The 14,204-nt window shown below is 71.9% G+C and carries 14 protein-coding genes; 11 read left to right on the top strand and 3 right to left on the bottom strand.

The window, feature by feature from the left end; genetic code table 11:
* Positions 1-15 precede the first annotated feature (15 nt).
* Together MTQ01_RS06100 and MTQ01_RS06095 are read right to left on the bottom strand one after the other, a co-directional pair.
* The gene (locus MTQ01_RS06100) at positions 16-663 is read right to left on the bottom strand and encodes an RNA polymerase sigma factor (protein WP_247487213.1); all 648 of its coding nucleotides are present in this window, start codon (positions 661-663) and stop codon (positions 16-18) included.
* 417 nt (positions 664-1,080) lie between these two features.
* A complete protein-coding gene (locus tag MTQ01_RS06095; protein WP_247487212.1) occupies positions 1,081-2,715 on the bottom strand; it encodes a family 20 glycosylhydrolase in 1,635 nt (544 codons plus the stop codon).
* A gap of 312 nt (positions 2,716-3,027) precedes the next feature.
* Here MTQ01_RS06095 and MTQ01_RS06090 point away from each other — a divergent pair, with 312 nt between their 5' ends.
* The 10 genes from MTQ01_RS06090 (at position 3,028) to MTQ01_RS06045 (ending at position 11,994) form a co-directional block, all read left to right on the top strand.
* Positions 3,028-3,570 (top strand): 2-oxo-4-hydroxy-4-carboxy-5-ureidoimidazoline decarboxylase, encoded by a 543-nt coding sequence (locus tag MTQ01_RS06090; protein WP_247487211.1) that lies wholly within the window; start codon positions 3,028-3,030, stop codon positions 3,568-3,570.
* Between the two features lie 135 nt (positions 3,571-3,705).
* Positions 3,706-4,086, top strand: coding sequence for a succinate dehydrogenase, cytochrome b556 subunit (gene sdhC / locus MTQ01_RS06085; protein WP_211042007.1), 381 nt, complete (start codon positions 3,706-3,708; stop codon positions 4,084-4,086).
* Between the two features lie 6 nt (positions 4,087-4,092).
* A complete protein-coding gene (locus MTQ01_RS06080; protein ID WP_247487210.1) occupies positions 4,093-4,545 on the top strand; it encodes a succinate dehydrogenase hydrophobic membrane anchor subunit in 453 nt (150 codons plus the stop codon).
* A gap of 20 nt (positions 4,546-4,565) precedes the next feature.
* Complete coding sequence (sdhA, locus tag MTQ01_RS06075) at positions 4,566-6,320, top strand: succinate dehydrogenase flavoprotein subunit (RefSeq protein WP_247487209.1); 1,755 nt, start codon at positions 4,566-4,568, stop codon at positions 6,318-6,320.
* Complete coding sequence (locus tag MTQ01_RS06070) at positions 6,320-7,090, top strand: succinate dehydrogenase iron-sulfur subunit (RefSeq protein ID WP_247487208.1); 771 nt, start codon at positions 6,320-6,322, stop codon at positions 7,088-7,090. Before sdhA ends, MTQ01_RS06070 begins: the two co-directional genes overlap by 1 nt.
* A 433-nt stretch (positions 7,091-7,523) precedes the next feature.
* A complete protein-coding gene (locus tag MTQ01_RS06065) occupies positions 7,524-7,976 on the top strand; it encodes a phospholipase (RefSeq protein WP_247487207.1) in 453 nt (150 codons plus the stop codon).
* Positions 7,977-8,312: 336 nt separating this feature from the next.
* Positions 8,313-9,365, top strand: a complete 1,053-nt coding sequence (locus MTQ01_RS06060) for a peptidase (protein ID WP_247487206.1) — start codon at positions 8,313-8,315, stop codon at positions 9,363-9,365.
* Positions 9,366-9,552: 187 nt separating this feature from the next.
* Positions 9,553-10,182 carry an MOSC domain-containing protein gene (locus MTQ01_RS06055; protein ID WP_247487205.1) on the top strand — a complete coding sequence of 210 codons (630 nt, stop codon included), beginning with the start codon at positions 9,553-9,555 and terminating at the stop codon, positions 10,180-10,182.
* Between the two features lie 192 nt (positions 10,183-10,374).
* A complete protein-coding gene (locus MTQ01_RS06050) occupies positions 10,375-11,178 on the top strand; it encodes an alpha/beta fold hydrolase (protein ID WP_247487204.1) in 804 nt (267 codons plus the stop codon).
* Positions 11,179-11,391: 213 nt separating this feature from the next.
* Positions 11,392-11,994 (top strand): hypothetical protein, encoded by a 603-nt coding sequence (locus tag MTQ01_RS06045; protein ID WP_247487203.1) that lies wholly within the window; start codon positions 11,392-11,394, stop codon positions 11,992-11,994.
* Between the two features lie 111 nt (positions 11,995-12,105).
* On the opposite strand, the gene MTQ01_RS06040 is transcribed toward MTQ01_RS06045, so the two are convergent.
* Complete coding sequence (locus MTQ01_RS06040; protein WP_247487202.1) at positions 12,106-13,119, bottom strand: DMT family transporter; 1,014 nt, start codon at positions 13,117-13,119, stop codon at positions 12,106-12,108.
* Between the two features lie 74 nt (positions 13,120-13,193).
* Between MTQ01_RS06040 and MTQ01_RS06035 the strand changes: the two genes are divergently transcribed.
* Positions 13,194-14,147 carry a LysR family transcriptional regulator gene (locus MTQ01_RS06035; protein ID WP_247487201.1) on the top strand — a complete coding sequence of 318 codons (954 nt, stop codon included), beginning with the start codon at positions 13,194-13,196 and terminating at the stop codon, positions 14,145-14,147.
* Positions 14,148-14,204 lie beyond the last annotated feature (57 nt).

Genomic DNA, 14,204 nt, shown 5'->3' with positions numbered 1-14,204 from the left:
ATCGATCCTCAGCCCTCACGTACCCCTCAGCGTCCGCGCGGGCCTTGGCGTCACACCGAGGGCCTGGTTCCAGCGCTGATCTGGAATTGTTCCGTCCATCGCCGCGGGCTCCCCGTCGCCCTCCAACAGCTCGGCCAGCCTGCGCAGTCCGCGGTGGGCGGCGGTGCGCACCGCACCGGGCCGCTTGCCGAGAACCTCGGCCGCGCTCTTGGCGTCGAGCCCCACCACCACGCGCAGCACCACGGCCTCGGCCTGGTCCCTGGGCAACCGGGAGATGAGCTCCATCGTGCGGCCGGTGCCCAGCGCCTCCAGTGCCTCGTCGGCGGTGTCGGCGCCGTCGGGCATCGTGGTCAGTTCGCTCTCGTCACCGCCGCTGACCGGTCGCCGACCGCGGGCCCGGAGGTGGTCCAGCGCGCGGTTGCGGGCGATCCGCGCCGCCCAGCCGCGGAACCGGTCGGCGTCGCCGGAGAAACGGTGGAGGTCGCGGGCGATCTGGAACCACGCCTCGGAGGCCACGTCCTCCGCGTCGGCGTCCTGGACCAGCGTCCTGACATACCCGAGCAGCCGCGGGTGCACAGCGCGATATACGCCCCGGAAGGCGGCTTCGTCGCCCTCCTGCGCCGCGCGTACGGCGGCGGTCAGTTCCGCGTCGTCCCCCTGCACGGTTCCTGCCCTGGGTGTGAGGTCCTGTCGGTCCCCGGGCTCCGCTGCCCGGCGCCTAGTTCAAGCTTCGACAATCTATCGATGCGTCCAGCACGGTACGGCCTGTGAGGCCCCTTCGTCCATGCTCTCCGACCGGGGATGTACTTGCAGATGTACGTGCAGGTGTGCTTACGCTGGCGAGGGTAGCTACCGAGTAACACATTGTGGAGCCCTGGCGCAGTAGGAAGTACGGGCCTGCCTGCGCAGCCCGTACTCGACGACGGCCGGGGTCTCTCCTGTGGGGGGTGGCGACCTCGGCCGTCTTCACGTCCCGCTCCGGGCGCCCCCGCCGTACGCCCCGCGCGCCCTCGCCGCCGCACACCGGCCGTGCCGCCGCCGGCCGCCGGGCACCCCAACCGCAGCCGCCCACCTGGGACTTCAGCCCCGGCCGCGGTCCACCTCGTCGGCGAGCTCACGGAACTCCCGCCAGGACGCCTTCGGTTCGCGCGGATCCCACACCTTCTGCGCCAGCGCCGCCAGCGGCATCCTGATCCCCGCCGCGACCTCCTGCGCCGACTGCGCGTCCGCGAGGTCGCACCAGACCGCCAGCCGCGCGCCCGGCACCCGGGAGGGCGTCGTGCTTCCCGCCGGCTCGGCGCGGGAGCCTCGCAGCACGGCCGGGGTCCACTCGCGGTAAATACGCTCGCCGGTCGGATAGGTGAACTGCTGCGGCTCACCGAGAACGTAGTAGAGGTACTCATCATTGAGGTTGATCAACTTCCAGCCCTCCGCCAGGTACTCCCCCGGTGGCCGGGCGCCGATCTCCTTGCCCGTCCAGTAGGTGACCTCCCGGCGCTTGGAGGGGCGCACCTCCCCGCCGGCGTGCATCCCGTCGTTCCACACCTGCGGCGTGTACCCGAGCTTGCGCACCGTCTTCGCCCGGTCGTTGAGCCAGGCCGTCGCCAGATCCCGGACGGTCGCCCTCTCGCCGAACCTGCGCTGCGCGATGCGGTGCAGCCGCGGATGGTTGGCCTCCGGGTCCTCGGCGGTCAGCGGGCGGTACTCGTCGCCGCCCAGATGCCAGTACGCGCCCGGGAAGAGCTCGGCGTACTCCTCCAGCAGCTCGTCGACGAGCCTGCCCGCCGCCGGTTTTCCGATGTCGATCGCGCCCTCCACCAGCTCACCCGAGCCGTTGCGCAGGGCGAGTTCGGGATGCTCGGCCAGGAGCGCGCCGAGGTGGCCGGGCGAGTCGATCTCCGGCACGACCGTGATGTGCAGCGACCGCGCCAGCCGCACCAGTTCCCGCACCTGGTTCTTGGTGAGGTGCTGCTCCGAGACGCTCCCGGGACTGGTCTCGCTCTCGATGCGGAAGCCCTGGTCGTCGGAGAAGTGCAGCTGGAGCTGGTTGAGTTTGAGATCGCCCATCTCGCGCAGGCGGTCGGCGAGCCAGTCCGCGGAGAAGTGCTTGCGAGCGGTGTCGACCATCAGGCCGCGCTGGGGGCGGTCCGGCCGGTCCCGCACCGTGCCCTCGGGCATCGCATCGCGCTCGCGCAGCGACTGGACCAGAGTGCGGGTGCCGTAGAAGACGCCGGCGTCGGCGCTGCCGGATATCCGCACTCGACCGTCGGCGGTGGTGAGCTCGTACGCCTCCCGGCCGCCGGCCACGTCGGAGTCGAGGGCGAGTTCCACATCGCCCGCACCCGCCCCCGAGTCCGCGTAGTCGACGCGCAGCTCGCGGGCGAGCCTGCGCGCCTCGTCCTCGACCGCACTGCCGGACTCCGCGACGACCCGGGTGTCCGGGCCGGGCTTCCATCCCGGGCCCCGGGCGGCCTCCCAGTCGCGCACGGCCGGGATCACCCGCGGCCGTGCGCCCGGCGGATGGGTGGCGGCGTCCCGCGGGCCGTCGGCGGACTCCCCACCGGTCTCTTCCCCGGTCGATCCGCCCTCGCCGCTGCCGCTCCGATCACCCTCGCCGCCGGTGCAGCCGAGCTGGGTGGCGGTGACGGCCGCCGCACTCGCGACGGTGACGGCTATCACGCCCAGAGCTGCCCTCTTGCCCCTCGTGGAACCCATAGAGTCACGCTAAGCCCGGTATGACGGCTCGGCCCGGTGTGGGGTGATAGGTCTTCGCCCGCACCGACCGCGCGTCCGCCCGGGCGGCCCGCCGGACCAGCGGGCCGCGCGCACCGGTCCCGGCGCCACCACGGGCCGCGTCAACCCGGGAATCGTCTGCGACCCGTACGAGTGAACAGCCCGGCGCTGCGGGCCAATTCGGACCCTCGCGCCGCTACCGTGACCGGCGCTCCCCGACCCAGGGCGTCCCCTCGCCCCGGTTCGCACACCGGTCCCCTGTCCCACGCACCCGTCCCACGCCAGTAGGAGTCCATGCTCCCGTCCCAGCGAGGCACCCCGCCCAGGCCCCTCGACCGGCTCAACCGCGCCACCGAGCAGGCGGCCCGCACCGAGCTGCTGCGCTGCTGCGGCAGCAGGCGCTGGGCGTCGCGCCTGGCCGCCCACCGGCCGTACCCGGACACCCAGTCGCTGCTCGCCGCGGCCGACGAGGCGAGCTACGACCTGTCCGCCGAGGACATCGGCGAGGCGCTGGCCGGCGAGGCGGCCAACGGAGGCCCCGAGCACCTGCTCGCCCCGACCGACCGGCCCGGCGTCCTCGCGGCGCACACCGCGCTGCGCGCCGCGCTGGCGAAGTACGAGAGCGAGTTCGGCCACGCCTTCGTGATCTGCCTGGACGAACTCCCGCCCGCCGAGCGGCTGGACGGGATGCTCGCCGCGCTCGGCCGCAGGCTCTACGCCACGCAGGACGAGGAGCGCGCCGCCACCGCCGACGAGCTGCGGCGCCTCGCCCGCGGCCGGCTGCTGCGGCTGGTCGTACGGGATGTCACTGTCGGTAGTCCTTCCGTGCCTGATTGATCACATCGGCGCCCCCGACGTCAAGTAGCCGACAACCCGTCGCTACCATGGCGACCGGCCGGTGGACCGTACCCGGCCGGGCCCGACCGACACTGAAGCCGGCAGGCCCCGATCCCCGTTTCCGGAGGGTTTTCCGTGCCGGCTGGAACGCTGTACCGCGGCCGGGAAGGCATGTGGTCCTGGGTGGCTCATCGAGTCACCGGCGTCCTCATTTTCTTCTTCCTGCTCGTGCATGTTCTCGACACCGCCCTCGTCCGGGTCTCGCCCGAGGCCTACGACGAGACGATCGCGGTGTACAAGACGCCACTTGTTGGCTTGATGGAGTACGGCCTCGTTGCCGCCGTTCTCTTCCACGCGCTCAACGGCCTGCGGGTCGTGGCGGTGGACTTCTGGTCGAAGGGCGCCAAGTACCAGAAGCAGATGCTCTACACCGTGCTGGGCGTCTGGGCCGTGCTGATGGCGGGCGCTTTCTGGCCCATCCTCTCGCACGGCTTCTACGAAGTGTTCGGGAGCTGATGACTGATGTCCGTTGACTCGACCGCTCCGACGGAGCCCTCGGTGGACAACCCCGCGCCGCTCATCGAGCCCCCGCGCGCCCGTACCGCCAAGACGCCCAAGGCGACGCGCACCAACTTCGAGCTGTACGGCTGGCTGTTCATGCGGCTGTCCGGCATCGTGCTGGTGGTTCTCGTCATCGGCCACCTGCTGATCCAGCTGGTGCTCGACGGCGGTGTGACGAAGGTCAGCTTCGCGTTCGTGGCGGGCCGTTGGGCCTCGCCGTTCTGGATGACGTGGGACCTGGTCATGCTGTGGCTGGCGATGCTGCACGGCGCGAACGGCCTGCGCACGATCATCAACGACTACGCGGAGCGGGACAACACCCGTTTCTGGCTGAAGATGCTGCTGTACACCGCGACGGTGTTCACCGTCCTGCTGGGGACGCTGGTGATCTTCACCTTCGACCCGAACATCTGAGGGCTGAGGTACCTGAGCTCATGAAGATCCACAAGTACGACACCGTCATCGTCGGGGCCGGCGGAGCGGGTATGCGCGCGGCCATCGAGTCGACGAAGCGCAGCCGTACCGCCGTGCTCACCAAGCTGTACCCGACGCGTTCGCACACCGGTGCGGCCCAGGGCGGCATGGCCGCCGCGCTGGCCAACGTCGAGGACGACAACTGGGAGTGGCACACCTTCGACACGGTCAAGGGCGGTGACTACCTGGTCGACCAGGACGCCGCCGAGATCCTGGCGAAGGAGGCCATCGACGCCGTCCTGGACCTGGAGAAGATGGGTCTGCCGTTCAACCGGACGCCGGACGGCACCATCGACCAGCGCCGGTTCGGCGGCCACAGCCGCAACCACGGCGAGGCCCCGGTGCGCCGGTCCTGCTACGCCGCGGACCGCACCGGCCACATGATCCTCCAGACGCTGTACCAGAACTGCGTCAAGGAGGGCGTGGAGTTCTACAACGAGTTCTACGTCCTGGACGTGCTGCTCAACGAGGTCGACGGGGTCCGGAAGACCGCGGGCGTCGTGGCGTACGACCTGGCCAGCGGCGAGATCCACATCTTCCAGGCCAAGTCGGTCATCTTCGCCTCCGGCGGCAACGGCAAGTTCTTCAAGGTCTCCTCCAACGCGCACACGCTGACCGGCGACGGCCAGGCCGCCGCCTGGCGCCGCGGACTGCCGCTGGAGGACATGGAGTTCTTCCAGTTCCACCCGACCGGCATCTGGCGGATGGGCATCCTGCTGACCGAGGGCGCCCGCGGTGAGGGCGGCATCCTTCGGAACAAGGACGGCGAGCGCTTCATGGAGAAGTACGCGCCCGTCATGAAGGACCTCGCCTCGCGCGACGTGGTCTCCCGTTCGATCTACACCGAGATCCGCGAGGGGCGCGGCTGCGGCCCGGAGGGCGACCACGTCTTCCTGGACCTGACGCACCTGCCGCCCGAGCAGCTGGACGCCAAGCTGCCGGACATCACCGAGTTCGCGCGCACCTACCTCGGCATCGAGCCGTACACCGACCCGGTGCCGATCCAGCCGACGGCGCACTACGCGATGGGCGGCATGCCGACCAACGTGCAGGGCGAGGTGCTGCTCGACAACACCACCGTCGTCCCGGGCCTGTACGCGGCCGGCGAGGTCGCCTGCGTCTCGGTGCACGGCGCCAACCGCCTGGGCACCAACTCCCTGCTGGACATCAACGTGTTCGGCCGGCGTGCGGGCATCGCCGCAGCGGAGTACGCCTCCACCGCCGACTTCGTCGACCTGCCGGAGAACCCGGAGTCCCTGGTGGTCTCCCAGGTCGAGCGGCTGCGCGAGTCCGAGGGCACCGAGCGGGTCACCGAGATCCGCAAGGCGCTGCAGGAGACCATGGACAAGAACGTCATGGTCTTCCGCACCGAGCAGACCCTCAAGGAGGCGGTCGACGAGATCGCCTCGCTGCGCAAGCGCTACAAGAACGTGAGCATCCAGGACAAGGGCAAGCGGTTCAACACCGATCTGCTGGAGGCCATCGAGCTGGGCAACCTGCTCGACCTGGCCGAGGTGACGGCGACCTCCGCACTGGCCCGCAAGGAGTCCCGCGGCGGCCACTACCGCGAGGACTACCCGGACCGCGACGACGTCAACTTCATGCGCCACACCATGGCGTACCGCGAGGTGGACGAGGACGGCGAGGAGTCGATCCGGCTCGACTACAAGCCGGTCGTCGTGACCCGCTACCAGCCGATGGAGCGTAAGTACTGATGAGCACTCCCACCCTGGAGAAGAAGAGCGACGGACCCGCCCGGTCCGAGGACGCCACCCCGTACATCACCGTCACCTTCCGCCTCCGGCGCTTCAACCCGGAGGAGCTGGAGGAGGCGTACTGGGAAGATTTCACCATCGAGATCGATCCCAAGGAGCGGGTGCTGGACGCCCTGCACAAGATCAAGTGGGAAGAGGACGGAACGCTGACGTTCCGTCGCTCCTGCGCCCACGGCATCTGCGGCTCGGACGCGATGCGGATCAACGGCCGCAACCGGCTGGCGTGCAAGACGCTGATCAAGGACATCAATCCGGAGAAGCCGATCACCGTGGAGGCCATCAAGGGCCTCACCGTCCTCAAGGACCTCGTGGTCGACATGGAGCCGTTCTTCCAGGCGTACCGCGACGTCATGCCGTTCCTGGTCACCAACGGCAACGAGCCGACCCGTGAGCGACTGCAGAGCGCCGAGGACCGCGAGCGGTTCGACGACACCACCAAGTGCATCCTGTGCGCCGCGTGCACCAGCTCCTGCCCGGTGTTCTGGAACGACGGGCAGTACTTCGGCCCGGCGGCCATCGTCAACGCCCACCGCTTCATCTTCGACTCGCGCGACGAGGCCGGGGAGCAGCGGCTGGAGATCCTCAACGACCGTGACGGCGTGTGGCGTTGCCGCACCACGTTCAACTGCACGGACGCATGCCCCCGCGGCATCGAGGTCACCAAGGCGATCCAGGAGGTGAAGCGGGCGCTCATCACGCGCCGCTTCTGAGCCTCCCGCGCCCGAACACACCGACGGCCCCCCGCAGCTCCGGCGCGGGGGGCCGTCGGTGTGTTCGGGCGCGGCCGAGGCGGTTCGGGGGGCGGGCGCGCGGTGTGCCGGTGGTCGGTGTGCCGGTGGTCGGTGCGCGACGGGGCGGTGGTCGGTGTGCGCTGGTCGGTGTGCGCTGGTCGGTGTGCGGCGCAACGGGCTTGGGCCGTGCGGGTGTTGGGCGTGCGGGTGTTGGGGGCGAGGCGGAGGAAGTCCCTCGGGGCGCAGGGGTACGGCGGATGACAGTTGTCACCGGAGGCGTGCCAAGCCGTTGGCATGTCCATAGCATCAACGTCGGCACGGAGGGCAACTAACTCTTGGGCGGCGCCAGTTGCCCTGCCGCATGCCGCTCGTTGACAGGCAGCGAGCGGAGACTTGTCCGGAGGTCGGGAACATGCGTCGTACGGTGATGACAGGAATGGCCGCCACAGGAATCGCGCTGGCCACGGTGCTGGGAACGGCGACCGCGGCCAACGCCGTGCCCGCCGACAAGGCCCAGGTGATGTCCAGCTTCACGCAGACCAGCGCGTCGAGCTACAACGCCTGGTCGGCCGCGGACGGCAACCGGGGCGCCTGGTCGGCCTACAAGTTCAACTGGACGACGGACCTGTGCAGCTGGTCCCCGGACAACCCGCTGGGCTTCCCCTTCAACAGGTCCTGCGCCCGGCACGACTTCGGCTACCGCAACTACAAGGAGATCGGCGCCTTCCCGGCCAACAAGGCGCGCATCGACAACGCCTTCCACGAGGACCTCAAGCGGGTGTGCAACAGCTACAGCGGCGCCACCAAGACCGCGTGCACCAGCCTGGCCTGGACGTACTACCAGGCGGTCAAGAACCTCGGCTGAGGCCGAGCGGGCGGCCCGGCGACGGGCGGCACGCACGAGGGCACCACAGGGGCGCGGCAGCCGTACGGTTGCCGCGCCCTTCGGCGTACGCACCCCGGGTCGCGCGTCCGCGAACCGTGCGCCCGCGAACCGTGCGAGGCGGGCCGCGCGTCCGCGAGCCGCGCGAGGACGGGTCGTGCGGTGCGGCGGCGCCGGGCGAGAGGCCGTCTGGACCCTTCGGGGAGGCGGGCGTATCGTCCTCCGGGTTCAACGTGTGACGTGTCCCTGTCGAGTCGTGCGGGCGTGCCGGCGAACTGCGCCGTGCGCCCAACGCGCCGCTGCGCAGAAGGAGTTCGCGTGAGACGTTCCCCCCGTTCGGTACTCGGTGCCGTGCTCGCCGCAACCGCCCTGCTCGCCACCGGAGCCCTCGCCGGTACGGCCGGCGCCGCGCCGGCGAGCGGACCGGAGCCCATCGGCCACTCGGCCGCCACCACCACCGCCCAGCAGGAACAGGTCAGGTCGCACTGGACGGCCGACCGGATGCGTGCGGCCGTGCCCATCGAGGAGTTGGCGCCCGAGGCGCTCCGTGCGGCGGCCGAACGCTCCGCCGAGAACGCCGCGCGCACCGGCGGCACCTCCGAGGCACCGCAGGGCGAGCCGCGGAAGGTGGCGCCCACCTCCCCGACCGCCGGGCCGACCGCCGTGACGAAGCGCGAGGTCGGCGCCGCCGAGTTCCCGCAGACCGGAGCGCCCTGGGTCGGGGAGAAGATCGAGAGCACCGCGGGTCGCGTCTTCTTCACCTACGACGGCCGTTCGGCCTCCTGCTCCGGGAACGCGGTGACCAGCGGCAACGCCAGCACCGTCCTGACCGCGGGACACTGCGTCAAGCTGGACGGCGCCTGGCACGAGGACTGGGTGTTCGTCCCCGGCTACACCGACGGCAGCGCCCCCTTCGGCGAGTGGCCGGCCCTCAGCACCCACTCCACCCCGCAGTGGGAGGCGAGCGAGGACATGAACTACGACGTCGGCGCCGCCAAGGTCGCGGAGACCGGCGGAGAGCTGCTGACCGAGGTCGTCGGCAGCCAGGGCCTGGCCTTCAACACCGGCTACGACCTCGACGCGTACGCCTTCGGCTACCCGGCCGCGGACCCGTACGACGGCGAGACCTTCATCTACTGCAGCGGCACCACCTTCAAGGACCCGCTGCTGACCACCGCGCACGGGCTGGGCTGCGACATGACCGGCGGCTCCAGCGGCGGGCCCTGGCTGGTCGACTTCGACGAGGAGACCGGGACCGGCCTCCAGGCGTCGGTGAACAGCTTCGGCTACGTCTTCCTGCCGGGGAACATGTTCGGCCCGCACTTCGGCGCCGAGGCCGAGGCGCTGTACGAGAGCGTCCAGTCGAGCTGAGGCTCCGCGGCGAGGCGGGTCGGGTGTGCCGGAACGGGCGCCCGGCCCGCCCCCGTTCCGGCGCCGGTACTGTGCCGACAGCGGAGCGGCGCCGGACACGACGGGCACAGCCGCAGGCCGCAGGGCGGAGGCAGTCGCCGGAGACCCGGACGGACGCGACCGGCCGAGGACGAGGAAGGGGACGCGGATGACGGTCACCAGCAGGGGCGACGCACCGGACGCCGGCACGCCCACGGAGCCCGGGGGCGCGTCGGAGGCCCGGGCGGCCGACGGCACGACAGGGCGCATCGCCGCTCTCGCACGGGACGCGGAGCACAACTTCGGCAAGCCCCTCCGGGACCGCGTACGGCTGCTGACCGGCCTCGGCGTGGAGGGCGACGCGCATCTCGGCGAGACCGTCCAGCACCGATCGCGGGTGGCCAAGGACCCGACCCAGCCGAATCTGCGCCAAGTGCACCTGATCCACGCGGAGTTGTTCGAGGAGGTCGCGGCGGACGGCTTCAGCGTCGGGCCCGGGGCGCTCGGCGAGAACGTCACCACCGAGGGGGTCGATCTGCTCGCCCTGCCGGTCGGCACCCTGCTGCGGCTGGGCGACGAGGCCGTGGTCGAACTGACCGGGCTGCGCAATCCGTGCCTCCAGATCGACGGGTTCAGCAAGGGGCTGATGAAGCGTCTGGTCCACCGGGACGCCGACGGAGAGGTCGTCCGGCTCGCGGGCGTCATGAGCGTGGTGGTCGCGGGCGGCGAGATCCGCGTCGGCGATCCGGTGCGGGTCGAGCTGCCGGCCGGCCCGCACCGACCGCTGGAGCGCGTCTGAGCCCTCGCTGGACGCCCGCTCCGGGGCCGCCGCTCGTTCCGGGGCCCGTTCCGCCGGCTCGGTCGCCGGGGCGCGGTGGCCCGTTTCGGCCGTGCTTCGCCGCTTGCCGCCGGTCCGTCGCCCCGTCCTGCCGTCCGCACGCCCCGCGCAGGCGTTAGCGTGGACGGACCGGTGACTGGGAGGTACACGGTGGTGGCAACACGTCAGACGGTCCGCGTCGGCCGGACGACGCTCGGGTACGCCGAATGCGGCGACCTGCGCGGACGTCCCGTCCTGCTGCACCACGGCCTCATCGGGAACAGCGCGCTTCCCGACCGCTGGGACGTCTACGGGCGGGGCATGGGCGTACGGCTCATCGCCGTCGAACGCCCCGGATACGGCGCCTCTCCCCCGCTGGAGATGGGCGCCGTGGCCGAGTGGGCGGAGCTCGCCGAGGGGCTGATGGACGCGCTGGGGGTCGAGGAGTTCGACGTGGCCGCCATCTCGGCGGGCGCCCCGTACGGTTACGCGCTCGCGGCGCTGCTGCCCCGGCGGGTGCGACGGCTGTGGGTGCTGAGCGGGCTGCCGTACGTCCACGACGACGCGATCCGCGGCCTGTACCCGCAGGACTCGCTGACGGCCTGGGAGTTCTACCGGCAGGCCCCGCTGCCCGACATCGCGGCCGGGTTCGCCGCGGCGGCGCCGCGCTGGGCGCAGGTCTTCGCCGAACTCCCCCTGATGCTCTCGGCGTTGGAGGAGATCGGAGCACACGACTTCCTCGGGCCGGCGCGCGAGGCCAAGCTCCAGGTGCGACCGTGGGGCTTCGAGCTGTCCCAGGTCCGAGCGCCGGTGCGGCTGTGGCACGCGCCCGCCGACGAGCAGATCCCGTTGGCGGCGGTGGAGGCGACCGCCGCGCTGCTGCCCCGGGCGGAGATCTTCGAGCAGCAGGACCCCTCGCACGTACCGAGTGAGGAGACGGTGTACGAGCTGTTCAGATCGCTGGCCGCGGAGGGCTGAGGCCCGGCGGAGCTGGGTTGGGGCGGGACGCGGGCACCCGCGCGTCCTCGTGCCCGGTGGGAAGTGCGGTCGTGCGACGGCAGTTTGGTGACACGGCCGATCCGTGGGGGAACCGGCCATCCGGAGTTCTCGTCTTGTCATGCGCGCGATCACCCGTGGTTTGGTCGGCGGACTCGCGCGACCGCAGCACAACGATACGAAGGAGGCCGGTTCGTGGCCAGGTTCAGAGGTCCCCAGACGGCCGCCGCGGGCGTCGTCGCGCTCGGCCTGTTCGCCGTCGGTTTCGGCACCGCGCACGGGTTGGGCGACGAGAGCGGCACCTCGGCACGGTCCGACGCCGCCGCGTCCACCTCGCAGGACGCACCCGCCGACGAGGACTGGTACGAGTCGACGCTCGAACTGAGCGACGGCGGCCGGGTCCACGTCCGGCTGGTCGAGGGCACCGGAGTGCAGGAGCGGCACCGGGCGGCCGGCGCCCAGGAGTGGAGCTCCTGGAAGACCCTCTACAAGAGCAAGGAGGACCGCTGCCAGGGCGTCGAACTGGAGGAGGTCAACGGCACGGTCTCGCTGATCGCCGACTTCGGCCTCTACTGCTCGGACGGCGAGCCGCCGCAGGAGTCGGTCGCCGCGGTCGGCACCGGCGACCTGACGAAGTGGGCGGTCGACATGACCGAGGGCTTCGACGGTTGGCAGGACGTGTCGATCAGGGACGACGGCAGCAAGGTCCTCTTCATCAACGACACCGACTCCGGCCTGTACACGCTGGGTTGGGACATCGTCGACGGCTTCGGGAAGATGTCCAACCCGCGCGACTGACCCGTACCGGGCCACACGCCGTACGGCAGCACCCGCGTACGCTCCGCCCGACAGCGCCCGCGTGCACCCCGCCCGCCCGCGCTGGGCCCGGCGGGGCGTGCGGGGGTTCCGTCAGGGCGTGCGGGGGTTCCGTCGGCGGGCCGGGGTATGTCCGGCGAACCACACCGCGGCCACCACCACCGCGCAGCCGGCCAGTTGGAGCGCGGTGGGCGTCTCGCCGAGCAGCAGCATCGCGCAGACCACCGCCATGATCGGCTGAAGCAGCAGCAGCGCCGCCGCGGCGTTCGGGGTGACCCGCGAGGTCCCGCGGCCGATCAGTATCCAGGCGGCCACCTGGCCCAGCAGGGCCAGGGCGATCAGCCAGCCCCAGGAGGCGAGCGGCACGGCGAGCGTCAGGCCGGTGGTGAAGAGTGCGAGCACCCCCGAGGTGGCCGCCGCCGCGAGGGTCGAGAGGAAGACCGGGGTGACCGAGTGCTGCGGCGAAGCCACACCGCACAGCCGGATCAGGTACAGGTACGCCGCGTAGGCCACACCGGCGGACAGGCCCAACAGGGCGCCGCGCAGCGGGTGTCGGGCCTGGTCGCTGTGGTCGAGCAGTCCGGCGGCGAGCGCGAGGCCGGCGAGCATCAGCGGGCTGGCGTACGCGAACCGGCGGGGTATCCGGTGGCCGCCGAGGACCCGGGCGAGCAGCGGAAAGGCGATGACCTGGATGTTGAGCAGTACGGTCGCCACGGCGGCGCCGACGTCCAGGATGCTGACCGTCCACATCACGTAGTCGATGCCGAGGAAGACACCGGCCAGCAGCGCCGGCCCGCGGAGCCGGCGGGGGAACGAAAGGTGCCTGCGGCGCTCGTACAGCGCGAGCGGCAGCAGAACGGCCAGCGCGATGGCGCACCGCAGGAAGGCCGCCGTCCCCGCGCCGACGTCGGCGAGGCTGATGAAGACCGCGGTGAGCGAGAGGCATCCGGCACCGCCGACCACCAGCGCGCCGCCGGTGCGCGATGAGCGTGCGGGCGCCGGGGATTGCTCGCCGGGCCCGGGGGAAGGGAGCGGGGATGTCGCGGGCGACACGGACGGGGTGCTCTTCGGCGGGATCGCCGCGGTGGCCTTCGCTGCGTCAGTCACGGCCTCGACGCTCCCACTTTCCTCTGTGTCGCACTACTTACTCTTTCGACCCGATCGCGGTTAGCGTTGCTTATGTGTTGAATTGGGAGCGGCTACGGGTCTTCGCGGCCGTCGCCCGCGCCGGTTCGGTCCGCGCGGCGGCGGAGGCCCTCCACATCACGGGGCCCGCCGTCTCGCAGCAGCTGCGGCGGCTGGAGAAGGAGGCCGGCTGCCGGCTGGTCGAGCCGTTCGGCCGCGGTATCCGGCTGACGCACGCCGGGCGCCTGCTGGCCGGGTCCGCGCAGGAGATGGTCGAGTCCGCCGAACGCGCCCAGCGGGAACTGGCGACGGCGAACGCGGTGGTCGCCGGACCGCTGCGGATCGGCGCGGTGGCCTCCGCGCTCCGTACGATGCTGCCCGCCGTGCTGCGGAAGCTCAGCGAGCGGCACCCGCGGCTGGAACCCGCGCTGGTGGACGGCGAGGCGGACGACATGCTGCCGCTGCTGAGCACCGGGCGGCTGGACGCCGTCGTACTGGAGAGCTGGGAGCACTGGCCGGTCCGGCTGCCCGCGGGCGTCTCCACGACCCTGCTGCTGCGGGAGTCCGCGCGGGTCGCCGTGCCGTGCGGCCATCCGCTCGCCGACGCGCGGGTGCTGCGCCTCGGGGAACAGCGCGGGCAGCCGTGGGCCAGCTGTCCGCCGGGCAGCGACGCCTACGAGGCGCTGGTGCAGCTGCTGCGCGCGCACGGCGATCCCGAGCCCGCGGTGCGCTACGCGGTCGCCGACTACACCACGATGCTCCGGCTCGTCGGCGCCGGGCTGGCGTTCTCGCTCGTACCGGAGATGGCGGCGCACCCGCTGCCGCCCGGGGTGCGGCTGCTGCCCGTCGAGCCCGGGGTGAGCCGTACGGTCGCGGCGGCCACCCTGGACGGCGCCGCCACCCCGCCGGTGGAGGCCTTCCTCTCCGAGCTGCGCCGCGCCGCCGCTCCCCCGGAGCGGGAGCCGGGCCCGGAGCCGGTGCGGACCGCCGAGGGCGGCCCCGAACCGTAGCGACGCGCCCGGGGGTGCGCGGCGACTCGGGGTGACGGCCCACGCGCACGGGGCGGG

The organism is Streptomyces sp. XM4193 (genome assembly GCF_023072595.1).
GTDB lineage: Bacteria > Actinomycetota > Actinomycetes > Streptomycetales > Streptomycetaceae > Streptomyces.
This window is presented reverse-complemented; position numbering and strand designations above follow the sequence as displayed.

What these genes read in the sequence shown, in the direction of transcription:
- MTQ01_RS06095 (WP_247487212.1), bottom strand. Translation starts at nt 2,715, where the DNA reads ATGGGTTCCACGAGGGGCAAGAGGGCAGCTCTGGGCGTGATAGCCGTC.
- MTQ01_RS06090 (WP_247487211.1), top strand. Translation starts at nt 3,028, where the DNA reads ATGCTCCCGTCCCAGCGAGGCACCCCGCCCAGGCCCCTCGACCGGCTC.
- MTQ01_RS06080 (WP_247487210.1), top strand. Translation starts at nt 4,093, where the DNA reads ATGTCCGTTGACTCGACCGCTCCGACGGAGCCCTCGGTGGACAACCCC.
- sdhA (WP_247487209.1), top strand. Translation starts at nt 4,566, where the DNA reads ATGAAGATCCACAAGTACGACACCGTCATCGTCGGGGCCGGCGGAGCG.
- MTQ01_RS06070 (WP_247487208.1), top strand. Translation starts at nt 6,320, where the DNA reads ATGAGCACTCCCACCCTGGAGAAGAAGAGCGACGGACCCGCCCGGTCC.
- MTQ01_RS06065 (WP_247487207.1), top strand. Translation starts at nt 7,524, where the DNA reads ATGCGTCGTACGGTGATGACAGGAATGGCCGCCACAGGAATCGCGCTG.
- MTQ01_RS06055 (WP_247487205.1), top strand. Translation starts at nt 9,553, where the DNA reads ATGACGGTCACCAGCAGGGGCGACGCACCGGACGCCGGCACGCCCACG.